Source organism: Methanothermococcus jasoni, assembly GCF_049075655.1.
Lineage (GTDB): Archaea > AGJL01 > Methanococci > Methanococcales > Methanococcaceae > Methanofervidicoccus.
In genome coordinates, this window is sequence record NZ_CP157522.1 from 1,632,444 (window position 1) to 1,647,027 (window position 14,584).

Sequence of the window (14,584 nt, forward strand, 5' to 3'; positions counted from 1 at the left end):
TATTACACAAAAATATTTAAAAAGAAAAGTTGGAGTATAATTTAAAAATAATTATATATTAGTCTCGCCTTCTCCAAGAATATGGTCTAACCTCTGCCAAAATCTTCACGAAATTGAAAGTTCCACCAACCTAAAATTAATATCTCTACTGCAAACCACCCCTTACACTAACTGCAACACCATAGTTAAACTCCATGAGCTCCCTACCATTTAATATAGTTGTTCCATATGCAAGGAGCTCATCATCTTCATTTACAACAAGCACCTCTTCATAAGGTCGGAGCTCCCTATCGCAGTCTATTACAAACTTTGCATATACGGATTTTCCATCCCTTGCAAACTCCTGAACTGACTTATCCACAACAACCCTGTAATTTGGGAATGGTATTTTTTTATGGAGAAGTTTTGCCCCTTCTTTTGCAGGTATAAGAAGGTTGTCATTCGCTCTCAGAGTGAATAAAACTTCCTTTTTACCGTCCATATTAATTAATACATTTCTTATTCTTCCCGTCTTTTTACTTCTCTTTACAATAATGTTTTTTAGGAGCTCATCATCAAGTATCTTAAAACCGTATTGATATTGAAGCATCCTATCTATTCTTAAAGAATCCTTACTTATTTTATCTTTATTTTGGTTGGAGTTATAATAACAGGTATAGTAGTTGTATGAATGTATATCCATTATTTTATCATCATACTGTCTTACAAACTCTTCAACAAATTTTTTGTTATGTATTTTTTCATAGTCGTAGAGCTCAGGGATTTCATTTTGAGATAGTGGATATACAGTGTCGATATTCAACGGCACCAATCCGAATACATCATCTTTTATAAGAACATCCACATCGCTGTGCATATTATTTATATTTTCGCTGTATGGTCTGTTTATATCCTTTGATATTGATGCTATGAATATTTTATCAAATTTTATCCTATTCAACCTTTTTTTATGCCTCAACACCTCAGGTCTGAACATGCTTTCGTATCCATTGTAGAAAAATGCGGATTTTTTTGTGATTGGGTCAAATTTCTCAATAAAATCATTGTATTTTAATGCCGTTCTGTATGCTTCCAATAGTTTTGGATGGCATCTGCATCTTTCCTCTACGAGCTCCCATAGATTGCCATCTTTAATAGCGTTTTTAATCCGATTAATCTCTTCAAAAGTAATGTATAAGTTATGCTCTGCCAATAACCTTGTTCTATCTTTTTTATTCATTATATAAAGTTCCTTTGGAGTGTATTCATTACAAACAGGGCATGAACATGGGAATTTATCCAAATCCTTTAAGTCCTCCAAATGAAGTGTTCCATCTTCTGTTAAATATCTGCCATCCTTTGCATATAGTGCATAAGCCGCACTATCGAACAAATCACATCCTAATACAACAGAAAGGGCAAACATCATAGGATGACCGCATCCAAAGAGATGAACAGGTTTATTTGTTGGAAGGAACATTTTTGAATTTATTATTATATCTACAACAGTTTTGTAGTCGTAGTTTTCCATAAGTGGCACAACAGCACCGATTGGGTATATGTCAAAGTTCAATTTTCCCATATTTTCTGCACTTTTTCTTCTTAAATCCATATATGTGGAGCCCTGAACTGTGCCGTTTAAAAGTAATTTATAGTTGTTTTTTTCCTTCAATTCTATTGAGTCCTTTGCTCTTTTTATGGTTTCTTCCAATTCTTTTTCCGCCTGCTCTCTGCTCACATAAGGTGCCGTTGGAATATCCAATATTGTTCCAACATCCACACCTATTTTTTCCTGAAAGTCGATTATTTCCAATGGTTCAACATTTACATCACCATAAACGCTAAGTTGGAATGAACCGCTGTCAGTAACTATAACTTTGTCAAATCCCACTAAATTATGAATACCTTTTTCTTCGGCAATTGTTTTTAACTCAGGATTTGAGTATGTAATATAGGAGTTTGTGATTATTACATCTGCGAGCTCTCTAATTTTATCTATTGAAACTGTTTGTTTCTTCGGGTTTGGATGGACAACAGGCATTATTGTTGGTGTTTCAATTGTTTTTCCATTTATTTTCAATTTTCCTATCCTGCCCATGCCGTCTCTGTGTTTTATCTCAAACATAAATTCACCTTTTAGTTTTAACTTAACTTTAAATTAATTGAATTCAATATACTATAAAATAATAAGAGATATAAGCCATATTAAAATTTTTGTATAAAAAAGAAAAACTAAAAATATATTATAATATATAAAAACTAATAATTATTTTAAAATTAGTTCAAACTCCTCTAACTCTAATAATTACATTAAATACATATTATATGCTACAATATAGAGCGAATTGTAAAAAACATTATTATTCATAAAGGTGCTTTGTTCCCTCAGTGTTTGCTCCTCGTTCTATAAGCATTTTAACAATATCGGGTTGAGTATAATCCTCTGCCACCATGAGAACCGATAATCCAAAATCATCCTTTGCATTTACATCTGCACCATGTTCTATTAGTAATTTTGCTATTTTTGTATAGCTGAGCTCTATAACTGACATCAGTGGCGTCCTTCCTATCCGATTTCTTACATCCACATCTGCACCATTTTCTATTAACAGTTTAACAACATCATAGTGATTTTGTAGTGCAGCCGCCATGAGTGGAGTTCCTCCAAACTTATTTTTGGCATTTACATCAGCTCCTTTTTTTAACAATTCCTTTACTCTCTCAATGTCTCCACTTTCTGACGCCTCTATTAACTCCATGTCTAAACCCATGATTTCACCTTAAATTTAGATTAGGAAATATAATTCCTATTTATATACTAATATAAGGAAATATATTTCCTGCATGATATTTACATATTTTTGATTATCACATATAAATGTTTTTATTTCTATAATCCGAATTAATAAATATATATAGTAAAATACAGTATTTCACTAATGGCTTACTTCGTGAGCCATATCATAAAATAATAAATAGCTCCTAAAATACTACTACAATATTATAAAATGTGAGTTGATTTAATGTATAAACAGGTAATAGTTATAAGGAATGATTTAAAAATGGGAAAAGGAAAAATGGCAGCTCAGGCATGTCATGCTTCAATCGAGGCATTCATCAGAGCTCAGAAAATATGTCCAAATGTTGTTAAGGAATGGTTAAAGGAAGGACAGAAGAAGGCGGTTGTGAAGGTAAATTCAGAAAGAGAGCTCCTTGAAGTGTTTAAGGATGCAAATATTGAAGGACTTCCATGCAGTTTGATAAGAGATGCTGGAAGAACACAGCTCGTCCCTGGGACCCATACCGCAGTTGCAGTAGGTCCAGAAAAAGAGGAAAAAGTTGAAAGAATAACAGGTAAATTAAAACTACTGTAAATAACTGGCAAATTAAAACTATTGTAATAATTATATAATTTTTTCCAAATCAATACTTCCCTCGATAATTTTTGCCAATTTATCCATGTTTTTTTCAAATGTATCGTTGTAATTATCGGTGGTTATTAAATTAAGACCTTTTTTCATCCTTGCTAAATTTACCAAATAGTTTCTGAATTCGTAATTATCGAGAATCCCGTGGAAATAAGTTCCCAATATGTAAGATTTACTATTTTGATTATTATCACTGTTTTTGTTATTATTTTTATTTTTTTTATTTTCTATCACTTTTATGGCTCCATCAAATCCATTTCCATCATTTCCAAATCCTTTTTTTAATTTTATAAGTGGTTTTTCAGATGATTTAGTGATACCTTCGTGGAGCTCATACCCGGAAACTTCAAATCTCACATCCTCAATTTCCAAAATACCTTCGGAGTTTTTTATGGATTTTTCATTTCCAAAGTGCGTTTCCATATCAAAAAGTCCAAGACCATCTATTGTTCCAACATCTCCCTCAGTATTATTCTCATCAATTAATTTTTTACCCATTACCTGATATCCTCCGCAAATTCCAAGGACAATTCCCCCATTTTCTGCAAATTCTAGAATCTTCTTATCCATCCCATATTTATTTATTAAGTCCATTTCAACAGTGGAACATCGTGTCCCTGGAAGAATAAGTATGTCTCCTGTAATATCATCCTTAAAATCTATAAATTTTACCAATGCATCTTTTGAAAGGGCATCAACATCGGTAAAATTTGAAATTTTTGAAAACTTCAAAACATTTACTTCCACAGGACTTTTTATATCTCCAAAAACTCTTTTATTTTGAAGTGCTTGGCTATCTTCCTCAGGCAATACTAAACTTTCATCATAGGGAATAACTCCTAAAACAGGTATGTTTGTTAATTCCTCGATTTTTTCAAATCCGCTTTTTAAAACATCGGCGTTTCCCCTAAATTTGTTTATTACAAATCCCTTTATTAGTTTTCTCCATTTTTCAGGGAGTAACTCAACCGTTCCATATATGGATGCAAACACCCCTCCTCTATCTATATCAGAAACCAAAATAGCATTAGCATTGGATATTTCTGCAATTCTTAGATTTGCAATATCATCATCCAAAAGGTTTATTTCACAGCAACTTCCTGCCCCTTCCATTACGACATAATCATAATTTTTATCTAAATAATCAAGACTTTCCTTTATTTTATCTAAAAAATATTCTTTATTTTTTCGATATTCGTTATAATCCATATCTTTATAAGGTTCCCCATGAACGATTACCTGCGATATAAAGTTTCCCTTAGGCTTTAATAATATTGGATTAAAATGAATTGATGGTTCTGTTTTTGCCGCTAAACTCTGAGTATATTGTGCCACGGCGATTTCCCCGTCCTCTTTGGCAACTCTTGAATTTAAACTCATGTTTTGGGACTTAAAAGGTGCAACTTTGTATCCTTTATTTGCAAGAGCTCGACATATTCCAGAAACTAAAACCGTTTTTCCGCTGTTTGAAGAGGTTCCCACAACCATGATAAATTTTGCCATTATTTCACCAAATAAAATCAATTTTAAATTTTCTAAATTTTCTATGATATTATACTTATTCTATGACTATTACATATTAAAATATTTCTTATTATTAATTTTTTTAATATATTGTTTATATATTAAAAATTCTAATAAAAACGTTTATATGTATGAAGATTCTATTTTGAAGCATAAATTTTTAAATATTCTACAAATATGGGCTGAATTGAAAAAGTGTAATTAGAAAATCTAATAACAAAATACATATTAAAAATTTTGGTGATATAATGGCAGATATCAAAGCTATGGATAAATTAATGGAAAAATTTGCAGGTAGAAAGGAGGAGCTCTACAAACAGAAGGAAGAAGGAAAAAAAGTATTTGGATTATTCTGTTCCTTTGTGCCGATTGAGTTAGTTTTAGCATCAAACAGCATTCCTGTTGGATTATGTGGAGGTAAAGATTCAACAATTCCTGCTGCTGAGGAAGATTTGCCCAGAAATATATGCCCATTGATAAAATCATCCTACGGATTCAAAAAAACAAAATCCTGCCCATACTTTGAAGCAGCAGATATTGTAATTGGTGAAACAACCTGCGATGCAAAGAAAAAAATGTTTGAATTACTTGAACAATTCGTTCCAATGCATGTAATGCAGCTCCCACACTTTAAAGATGAAAAATCATTTAAATTGTGGTTAAGTGAAGTGGAAGAATTCAAAGATCTTGTGGAAAAAACCACAGGAAATGAAATAACCGATGAGAAACTTAAAGAAGCCGTAGATAAAGTAAATAAGATGAGAGAGTTATTTTATAAATTATATGAATTAAGAGCAAATGACCCTTCACCAATTAAAGGTTCTGATGCTTTAAAGTTATTCCAATTTGCTTATTTATTAGATATAAACGATACGATAGAAGTATTGGAAGAATTAGTGGAAGAATTAAAAGAAAAAGTAAATGCCAATGAAGGATATGAAGGAAAAAGAATTTTGGTTTCAGGATGCCCTATGGTGGCAGGAAATACAAAAATTATAGATTTAATTGAAGAATGCGGAGGGATTGTTGTAGGGGAAGAGAGCTGCACAGGAACAAGACAGTTTGAAAATCTCGTTGAAGGATACACAGTAGAAGATTTAGCAAAGAGATATTTCAAAATACCTTGTGCGTTAGCATTTAAAAACGATGATAGAATTAAGAGAATTAAGGAATTAGTTAAAGAATTAAATATCGATGGTGTGGTTTATTATAGCCTTCAATACTGCCATACTTTTAATGTAGAGGGAGTTAGGGTTGAAGAAGAATTGAAAAAAGAAGGAATCCCAATTATTAGAATTGAAACAGATTATTCCGAAAGTGACAAAGAACAGTTAAAAACAAGATTGGAAGCATTTATTGAAATGATTTAATTACTCTCTATTTTATTTTTTACCATAATCTTTATTTTTATAAGGTGATATCTTGAAAAAAACCATGGGCATATTTATGGGAATGTTAATCGTATGTTTCATACTATTTTTAAGTGGTTGTGTGGGAACATCCGCTGACCAGAATACTGATAATACTAAAATAACAATAAGCATGGCTGGAGGAACTGCCCTAGTTCCAATTGCAAAGGAAACTGCCAAACAATTTATGGAAAATCACCCCAATGTTCAGATTGAAGTCTCAGGAGGGGGTTCAGGATTTGGAATTAAAGAATGCGGTGAAGGTAGGATAACAATTGGAATGGCTGGAAGAAATTTAAAATCCGAAGAGAAAGAAAAATATCCTGATTTAATTGTTTATAAAATTGGCGTTGACGGCGTAGCAATTGTGGTTAATCCTTCAAATCCTATAAATGATTTATCAAAAGACCAGGTAAAAAAAATATTTTCAGGGGAAATTACTAACTGGAAGAATGTGGGTGGAAATGACGCTCCAATAAACATATATACGAGAGATGAAATGAGTGGAACAAGAGATACATTTTGGAAACAGGCTCTTGATAAGGGAAATATTACTGATAAATCTGTTGTAGTTGCATCAAATGGGGAAATGAAAGCAAAAATTTCCGCAGATGAAAATGGAATCGGCTATATATCCATTGGGTATGTGGATGAATCTGTTAAAGCCATTAAATTGGATGGAATAGAACCTAACCAAGAAAATGTTAAAAAAGGCATCTATACAGTATATAGACCTTTGAATTTAATGACTAAGGGGGAACCAGATGGACTTGTTAAAGAATATATTGATTATGTATTAAGCCCTAATGGTCAAAAAATCGTTAAAGACAAAGGATTTTTGCCAGTAAAATAAATTTTCTTTTTTATATTTTATTTTATATATAATGTCCCAATTATATTATTTTATATATCGTAGCCATCTATTTTAAAATATATTATAACAAAAATTTATCATATTACGTATGAATTTTTTATTATTTTATTATATTATATAAGGTGAAACTGTGAAAATAGCTTCATTATATTCAGGTGGAAAAGACTCTGCCTATGCACTTTGGTGGGCGTTAAATCAAGGTTGGGATGTTAAATATATGGTTAATGTAGTTTCTAAAAATAAAGAGAGTTATATGTTTCATATTCCAAATGTGGAATTAACGGATTTAGTTTCTGAAAGTGTCGGAATTCCACTAATAAAGGTAATTACAAAAGGTGAAAAGGAAAAGGAAATATTGGATTTAAAAAAAGCATTGGAAAAGTTAGATATAGATGGTGTTGTTAGCGGAGCTCTGGCAAGTGAATATCAAAGAACTAGGATAGACCACATCTGTGAGGAGCTCGGGATAAAATCCTTTGCTCCACTATGGCATAAAAATCAGGAGTTAATATTGAGGGATACTTCAAAATTCTTCGATTTCAGAATTGTCAGTGTGGCAGCTTATGGACTTGGTAAAGAATGGCTTGGAAAAAGAATAACTGATGAAAATATTGAAAAGCTACTTAAAATCATGGAAAAATACCGAATAAACAAAGCATTTGAAGGCGGGGAGGCTGAAACGTTTGTTTTTGATGCCCCATTTTTTAATAAAAAAATAAAAGTAGTAGATTATGAAATATTGTGGGATGGCGTAAGTGGATTTTATACTGTTAAAGATGCAAAATTAGTTGATAAATAATGACGAAATTTACAGAAATAAATAAATTTAGATTAAAAATATTATGCCCTAAAAAATAATGTGTTTGGAGAGCTCAAATACATCCTTTAAAAAGGATGCTACCCAAAGTCCAAGTTCCACGAACTTGGAATCCAATACATGCAAATTAATGAATATTACTTTCTAAAATAAAAATGGTGGGCTCAGGGAGTTCCAAACGCAACTTTTAAGAAAAGTTGCATCAAAAATCCAAAACTCGCTTTGCTCGTTTTGGAGCCTATATATGTAAATATATAAATATTATCTCCTAAAATAAAAATGGTGGGCTCGGGGAGATTCGAACTCCCGACCACCGCCGTGTCAGGGCGGCATCATAGCCAACTAGACTACGAGCCCAATACAATCTATAACCAAATAACATAAATTAGTATATAAATTTTTCGGTTCATACTTGTAAAAATTTAAACATGTGATATTATGAAGCACTTTAAAAGAATGACCTTGATATTATACAACTCATACGATAAAAACAAATGGCACGAAGCACATAAAAGAGCAATAGCAAGAGCTGCACCAATATGTTATGCCTTTAATTGCAATTTGGCGATAATGAACTTCCCATGTAAGAAGGAGGATATCCTATCAATAGAAACCACCATTGGAAACTCTGGCGGATATTTGAGAGAATTAATTGATAATAACCGATTTATTATTACCGACAAATATCAGGCACAGTTTGGGACACCCATCATCACAACATCAAAACCTGATGAAAAAAAATTAATAACTCCAAAGGAAGTTGCCAACCACTTACTTAAAAAACCTTGCGGAATTTTTGTTGGTCTTGGGAGACATGGGCTTCCAAAAAACATAATTAAACTTGGTGAATATCATTTGGATATAACTGAAAAAAGGATTTCATTAGAAACCTGCACTGCGATAGCCACAATACCTTCCGTAATAGCCACATATTTGAAATTTTTATAATTGTTATGATTTTTATAACTTTTATAACTTTTTTAGTTTTTAATAAGTGTATTAATTATTTTAGTTGATATTTATTTTTTTAAATTTGTAAATTTGTAATGATTGTTCATTATAATTAAATTTAAAAAGAAAATTATATATATAGGATAGTTTAAAGAATGGATTAAGCATTTTTAAGGAGGTAATCCTGTGGTTGCAATAGACGCTATTAGGAAAATAAAGCATGCAGAAAATGAAGCTGTTGAGCTAATAGAAAACGCCAAGAAAGAAGCAGAAAAGATAAAATTGAATGCCATAGAAGATGGTAAAAAAATAATATCCGAAGCTGAATCTGAAGCAGAAATGAAGGTTAAAGAATTAATATCAAAAAATGAAGAAGAAGCTAAAAAAGAAGCAGAAGAAATCGCTGCAATAGAAGAAAATAAAATTTATGAAACTGTATCCGTTGCAAAGGTAAAAATATTATCCTTAAAATTAGAGGATGTAATAGAATTCTAATGTAAATAAGAAAAATAGTGAATGGTATGATTGCATTAGAAATATAACATTTGAAGGTGGTTTTGGTGAAACCCGCAAGAATGAATAAAGTTAGAGCGGTGATATTAGATGAAAAGATGGATTCTATTATAAGGAATCTCCATGAGAGCGGGTTAGTAGAGTTATATGATTTAACTCCAAAGCTCGAAAATCCTGAATGGGCTGCATTTCTATCGCAGTCATCACCTGCAAGATATAGTAGGGATGTTTCATCATTAATAATAAAAGTAGGCAGGTTTCTTGATTTATTCGACAGCGTGAAAGTTGAAGAGAAAAAAGGGTTATCAGCAATTTTAAATCCTGTAATCCCTGAAAAAAAGAAGGTTTCATTTTCATCAGCAGAGGAAGCAATATCCTATGCAGAAGGTATTCTAAACGATGTGGAAAATGAAGTGCAAGGACCTTCTAACAGATTAACTGAATTAGAAAATAAAAAAAATAATTTGCAATTGTTAAAAAAGCAGTTAAAATGTTTGGTTGATTTTGATTTAGATTTGAAATATCTTGGGGAAGGCCCCTACACATACATAGTTTCAGGTTTGATTCCAAAAGAAAATCTACCTGAGCTCGAAAATAATCTATCAAATATAACCAATGATTATGTTGAAATTGTTAAAGGTAAGTCTTTTAGCGGTGGAGATGAGGAAGAGAAAGTTCCTGTAATTATAGCTACACTAAAAGAATATATGGATACTGTTGGAGCAGAGTTAAGAAAATCTGGCTTTGAAAGATTCGACATATCCAATGTTGAAGGAACTCCAAAAGAGAACCTCGATAGAATTGAAAAAGAATTATCAGAATCTGAGAAGGAAATAAACTCTATTTTAGACAAATTAAATGCTATATCAAAAAAATGGTATGATGAATTACTTGTATTACATGAAATACTTGAAATCGAAAAAGAAAGAGCAGAAGCATACTCATACTGTGGTAAAACTGAAAGAACATATTTGTTAGAAGCATGGGTTCCTAAGAAATATGCAAACAAAATAAAAGAAATTATTGAGAATGCATCAGAAGGTTATGCTGTTGTTGAGATAGCAGAACCTGATGAACCAGAGGAAAAAATCCCTGTGATGCTCGATAATCCAAAAGCTGTAAAGCCATTTGAAATGCTAACTGAGATGTTTGCACCACCAAAGTATAACGAAGTAGACCCAACAATGATGATTGTCCCAGGATTTTTAATGTTCTATGGAATTATGCTCACAGATGCAGTTTATGGTTTTTTATTGGCACTTACAGGACTTGTTCTTTGGAAGAGGCTTGGTAAGGCAAGTGAAGGAGCATACAATTTGGGGTATATATTAACATTAGCAGGAATTGCAACAGTTATTGCAGGTATATTTACTGGTGGATATTTAGGAGACTTTGCAAAGCAGTTCCTTGGGTTTGACATATACAGCACAGCATTTGCACTGGTGAATCCACTTGGGGACAGCCTGTATGTTGGGAGCTCTAATCCATTATTCAGCCTTGGGAACATATCAGTAAATAACGGTCCAATAGCAATATTGTTGTTCTCCATAGTTGTGGGAATCATCCACTTATTTATCGGATTGGCAGTTGGATTTAAAGAAAATCTTAAAAATGGATTTAAAAACGCATTCTTAGACCAAGGTATTTGGTTGTTCTTAATATTGGCATTAGTAATTGGTTTAGCAGTTGGAATGCCGTATATAATAGTAGGGGCAGTGCTTCTTGTAGTGCTTCTGTGTATGATTAAAGGGTACATGAATGGAGGAATACTTGACGCAGGTCTTGGTATGATGGATATTACAGGATTCTTAGGTAATGTTTTATCATATGCAAGGCTTTTGGCGTTATGTTTGGCTACTGGTGGTCTTGCAATGGCTGTAAATATCATGGCTAAATTACTTGGGGATAGTGTCCCAGTAGTTGGGATAATATTGGCTATTATAATGCTTTTATTAGGGCACACATTTAACTTTGTAATGAATGGACTTGGTGCCTTTATACACTCTCTTAGATTGCACTATGTAGAATTCTTTGGTCAGTTCTACGAAGGAGGAGGTAAAAAATTCAGTCCATTCAAAGCTAAAAGGGAATATACAATGCAATAATAAGCATTTACTAAATAACTAATTAAAACTAATCATTACTAAAAGAAAAAAAGAAAAAAAGAAAAGGTGATAAGAATGGTAGTATTTGAAAACCCATTATTACTTGGAGCCATTGGAGCAGGTTTAGCAGTAGGTATAGCAGGTTTAGGTTCTGGTATTGGTGCAGGTATTACAGGAGCAAGTGGTGCAGGAGTTGTTGCAGAAGATGCATCAAAATTCGGTACTGCAATTGTATTCCAGGCATTGCCACAGACACAGGGTCTTTACGGATTCCTTGTAGCAATCCTTATATTGTTCGTGTTCAAAACAGCACCAGAATGGGCTATGCTTGGTGCAGGAGTTGCAACAGGTTTAGCAGGTTTATCAGCAATTGGTCAGGGTATAGCATCATCAGCAGGTCTTGGAGCTGTCGCAGAGGACGACGGAATATTTGGTAAAGCTATGGTTTTCTCAGTTCTTCCAGAAACACAGGCTATCTATGGTTTGTTAGTATCTATCCTTTTATTAGTTGGTGTATTTAGTGGAGATGGTGTTGCTACAATAGCTGCTCTTGGTGCAGGTCTTGCAGTTGGTTTCGCTGGTCTTTCAGGTATCGGACAGGGTATCACAGCAGCAGGTGCTATTGGAGCTACTGCAAGAGACCCAGATGCTATGGGTAAAGGTCTTGTTTTAGCAGTTATGCCAGAAACATTCGCTATATTCGGTTTATTGATAGCAATCTTAATTATGCTCGGAATTATGTTCTAATTCTATTAATTAAAAATTTTTAATTTTTTAAATATTATCTATTATTTATTAAGGTGGAAAAACATGGGAGCAGATAAAATAACTTCCAAAATATTAGATGATGCAAAAAAAACAGCAGATGAAATCAAATCAGAAGCCCAGAGGGAAGCTAATTCCATTTTGGAGAAGGCAAAGAGCGAAGCAGAAATAAAGAAACAAAATATTCTCAAAAAGGGAGAAAAAGAAGCTGAAATGATAAAAAATAGGATAATTGCAGAAGCAAGACTAGGTGCTAAGAAAAAGATGCTCGAAGAAAGAGAAAATCTAATTAATATGGCTATTGAGAAATTAGAAGAAGATTTGATAAAATTACCTCAAAAAGATAATTATAAGGATGTGTTATTAAAGCTCATAATAGAAGGAGTAATCTCAGTTGGTGGAGGAGAATTGATTTTAGAATTAAATGAAAAAGACCTTAAATTAATTGACGATTCAACATTATGGGCTATTGAAAAAGAAATGGAAGATAGATTAAAAAAATCCACAATATTGAAAAAAGGAACTCCTGCAAATATAATAGGTGGATGTATAGTAAAAACAGCCGACAGTTTGAAGGTTTGTGATAACAGTTTAGAGTCAGTATTTGAAAGAAACTTAGAATCCATAAGAGCAAAGGTTGCAGAATTGTTATTCTAAGGAGGTGATTGAATAATTTATTTATAACTTAAAGGTGATTCTAAATGGATATAAGTCAAATAATTGCTGGATTACCTTCCAATATATTTATAATATTGATGGTATTGGCAGGTATTGCAATATTTTTGGTAATAATTATATTTTTAATAAAGTATTTAATGGAAAATGCCCCATTTGCTTATGTTAATGCAAGAGTAAGAAGCATGGAATCTAGATTATTGGATGAACATAAGTTAAATGAATTAATAGAATCAGCTGGAATGACTGAGTTCATAGGATTGTTGGAAGATACTGAATATGGTCCATATATTTCAGATGCATCCAATGATGCCATGGGTATTGAAAAGGCATTGAACACACACTTAGCACATGTTTATCAAACACTATCAGAGATTTCCCCGAGCAAATCAAGAAAAATATTAAAATTATTCGAAAAGAGATTTGATGTTCAAAATATCAAAACACTTCTAAGAGCAAAATATGTTGGATTGGATGCAGAAGAAACTTTTAAATTAATTATTCCACTAGGCACAATACCAGAAAACAAATTAAGAGAATTGTGCGAAACAAAAGCTATTGAAGAAGTTGTAAATGGTTTGGAAGGCACAGAATATTCAAAAATATTATCAAATGAACTTGCAACCTATGAACAAACTGGTAAATTAATCTCATTTGAACTGGCATTAGATAAATACATCCTTGAAAATCTCTGGAAATCGGTGGGCATAGAAGGTACCAATGAAGACATATTTAAGGAATTTGTCGGAGCAATAATTGATATCGAAAACTTAAAAGTGATTTTGAGAGGAAAAGCAGATGGATTATCCTCAGAGAATATTTTAAATTACATACTAAATGTAGGATATGAGCTCGCACCATGGAAGTTGAAGGAGCTCGCTGAATCTGAATCCATCGAAGGAGTAATAAGTTCGTTGGAAGGCACTAAATACGGCACTATAATCTCAGAAAACCTTGAAGAATATGATAAAACCAAAAGTGTATATGTGTTTGAAAAGGCTCTTGATAAATACCTTGCAAAGATTGGAAAGAATTTATCACTTAGACAGCCATTTGGTGTTGGACCAGTAATTGGATTAATTACTTCAAAAGAACAAGAAATAAAGAATTTAAAGATAATTATAAAAGGAAAGATAGAAGGATTGCCATCAAACCAAATAAGAGAATTGCTTACGGCGTAATTCTATAATTTATAAAAAGATTAAAGGGATATTATGAAAATAGGTGTGGTTGGAGACCTCGATATGACTATGGGATTTAGGCTTGCTGGTCTCGTAGATGTATATGAGGTTAAAAATACAGATGAGGCATTAAATGCCATTGAGGAACTTGACAGCAGAGAGGATATTGGATTAATTATAATTCCTGAGAAACTTGGTGAATCTATAAGAGATAAACTCTCTAAATTAAATAAGTTTGTTGTAGAAATTCCAGACAAAAATGGACCAATAGTTAGGGAGCATGACCCAGTTAAAGTCCTCGTAAGAAAAGCTGTGGGTATTGAACTTAAATAACATTAAAATTAGATACTTAAAAAATATATA

At 32.4% G+C, this 14,584-nt stretch carries 14 protein-coding genes and 1 tRNA gene; 11 read left to right on the top strand and 4 right to left on the bottom strand.

The genetic code is table 11. The annotated features are described in order from the left end of the window. Nucleotides 1-145 precede the first annotated feature (145 nt). Nucleotides 146-2,104 carry a tRNA guanosine(15) transglycosylase TgtA gene (gene tgtA / locus Mjas_RS08515; RefSeq protein ID WP_421077726.1) on the bottom strand — a complete coding sequence of 653 codons (1,959 nt, stop codon included), beginning with the start codon at nt 2,102-2,104 and terminating at the stop codon, nt 146-148. Between the two features lie 235 nt (nt 2,105-2,339). Next, nucleotides 2,340-2,750 carry an ankyrin repeat domain-containing protein gene (locus Mjas_RS08520; protein ID WP_421077727.1) on the bottom strand — a complete coding sequence of 137 codons (411 nt, stop codon included), beginning with the start codon at nt 2,748-2,750 and terminating at the stop codon, nt 2,340-2,342. A gap of 252 nt (nt 2,751-3,002) precedes the next feature. On the opposite strand from Mjas_RS08520, the gene pth2 reads away from it, so the two are divergent. Beyond that, nucleotides 3,003-3,353 (top strand): peptidyl-tRNA hydrolase Pth2, encoded by a 351-nt coding sequence (gene pth2, locus Mjas_RS08525; protein ID WP_421077728.1) that lies wholly within the window; start codon nt 3,003-3,005, stop codon nt 3,351-3,353. Between the two features lie 30 nt (nt 3,354-3,383). Here the strand turns inward: pth2 and cobQ are convergent, their stop codons facing one another. After that, nucleotides 3,384-4,910: a cobyric acid synthase CobQ gene (cobQ, locus tag Mjas_RS08530; protein ID WP_421077729.1), complete on the bottom strand. Its 1,527-nt coding sequence runs from the start codon at nt 4,908-4,910 to the stop codon at nt 3,384-3,386. A gap of 269 nt (nt 4,911-5,179) precedes the next feature. Here cobQ and Mjas_RS08535 point away from each other — a divergent pair, with 269 nt between their 5' ends. The 3 genes from Mjas_RS08535 to Mjas_RS08545 all read left to right on the top strand — a co-directional run bounded on the left by Mjas_RS08535 (nt 5,180) and on the right by Mjas_RS08545 (nt 8,013). Continuing rightward, a complete protein-coding gene (locus Mjas_RS08535) occupies nt 5,180-6,301 on the top strand; it encodes a double-cubane-cluster-containing anaerobic reductase (RefSeq protein WP_421077730.1) in 1,122 nt (373 codons plus the stop codon). Nucleotides 6,302-6,353: 52 nt separating this feature from the next. After that, nucleotides 6,354-7,193, top strand: a complete 840-nt coding sequence (locus tag Mjas_RS08540; RefSeq protein ID WP_421077731.1) for a phosphate ABC transporter substrate-binding protein — start codon at nt 6,354-6,356, stop codon at nt 7,191-7,193. Nucleotides 7,194-7,344: 151 nt separating this feature from the next. Then, entirely contained in the window at nt 7,345-8,013 is a 669-nt protein-coding gene (locus Mjas_RS08545) for a TIGR00289 family protein (protein WP_421077732.1), read from the top strand. 298 nt (nt 8,014-8,311) lie between these two features. Here the strand turns inward: Mjas_RS08545 and Mjas_RS08550 are convergent. Next, nucleotides 8,312-8,388: transfer RNA gene (locus tag Mjas_RS08550), tRNA-Val, on the bottom strand. A gap of 81 nt (nt 8,389-8,469) precedes the next feature. Here Mjas_RS08550 and Mjas_RS08555 point away from each other — a divergent pair. The 7 genes from Mjas_RS08555 (at nt 8,470) to Mjas_RS08585 (ending at nt 14,554) form a co-directional block, all read left to right on the top strand. Continuing rightward, the gene (locus Mjas_RS08555) at nt 8,470-8,979 is read left to right on the top strand and encodes a DUF531 domain-containing protein (protein WP_421077733.1); all 510 of its coding nucleotides are present in this window, start codon (nt 8,470-8,472) and stop codon (nt 8,977-8,979) included. A gap of 189 nt (nt 8,980-9,168) precedes the next feature. Then, complete coding sequence (ahaH, locus tag Mjas_RS08560) at nt 9,169-9,477, top strand: ATP synthase archaeal subunit H (protein ID WP_421077734.1); 309 nt, start codon at nt 9,169-9,171, stop codon at nt 9,475-9,477. A gap of 65 nt (nt 9,478-9,542) precedes the next feature. Next, on the top strand, nt 9,543-11,600 hold the full coding sequence (locus tag Mjas_RS08565; RefSeq protein ID WP_421077735.1) for a V-type ATP synthase subunit I: 2,058 nt from the start codon (nt 9,543-9,545) through the stop codon (nt 11,598-11,600). Nucleotides 11,601-11,675: 75 nt separating this feature from the next. Further along, nucleotides 11,676-12,347: a V-type ATP synthase subunit K gene (locus Mjas_RS08570; protein ID WP_421077736.1), complete on the top strand. Its 672-nt coding sequence runs from the start codon at nt 11,676-11,678 to the stop codon at nt 12,345-12,347. A gap of 63 nt (nt 12,348-12,410) precedes the next feature. After that, nucleotides 12,411-13,022 (top strand): V-type ATP synthase subunit E, encoded by a 612-nt coding sequence (locus tag Mjas_RS08575; protein WP_421077737.1) that lies wholly within the window; start codon nt 12,411-12,413, stop codon nt 13,020-13,022. Nucleotides 13,023-13,066: 44 nt separating this feature from the next. Beyond that, nucleotides 13,067-14,221: a V-type ATP synthase subunit C gene (locus tag Mjas_RS08580; protein ID WP_421077738.1), complete on the top strand. Its 1,155-nt coding sequence runs from the start codon at nt 13,067-13,069 to the stop codon at nt 14,219-14,221. A 33-nt stretch (nt 14,222-14,254) separates the two neighbouring features. Continuing rightward, a complete protein-coding gene (locus Mjas_RS08585) occupies nt 14,255-14,554 on the top strand; it encodes a V-type ATP synthase subunit F (RefSeq protein ID WP_421077739.1) in 300 nt (99 codons plus the stop codon). Nucleotides 14,555-14,584: the final 30 nt, after the last annotated feature.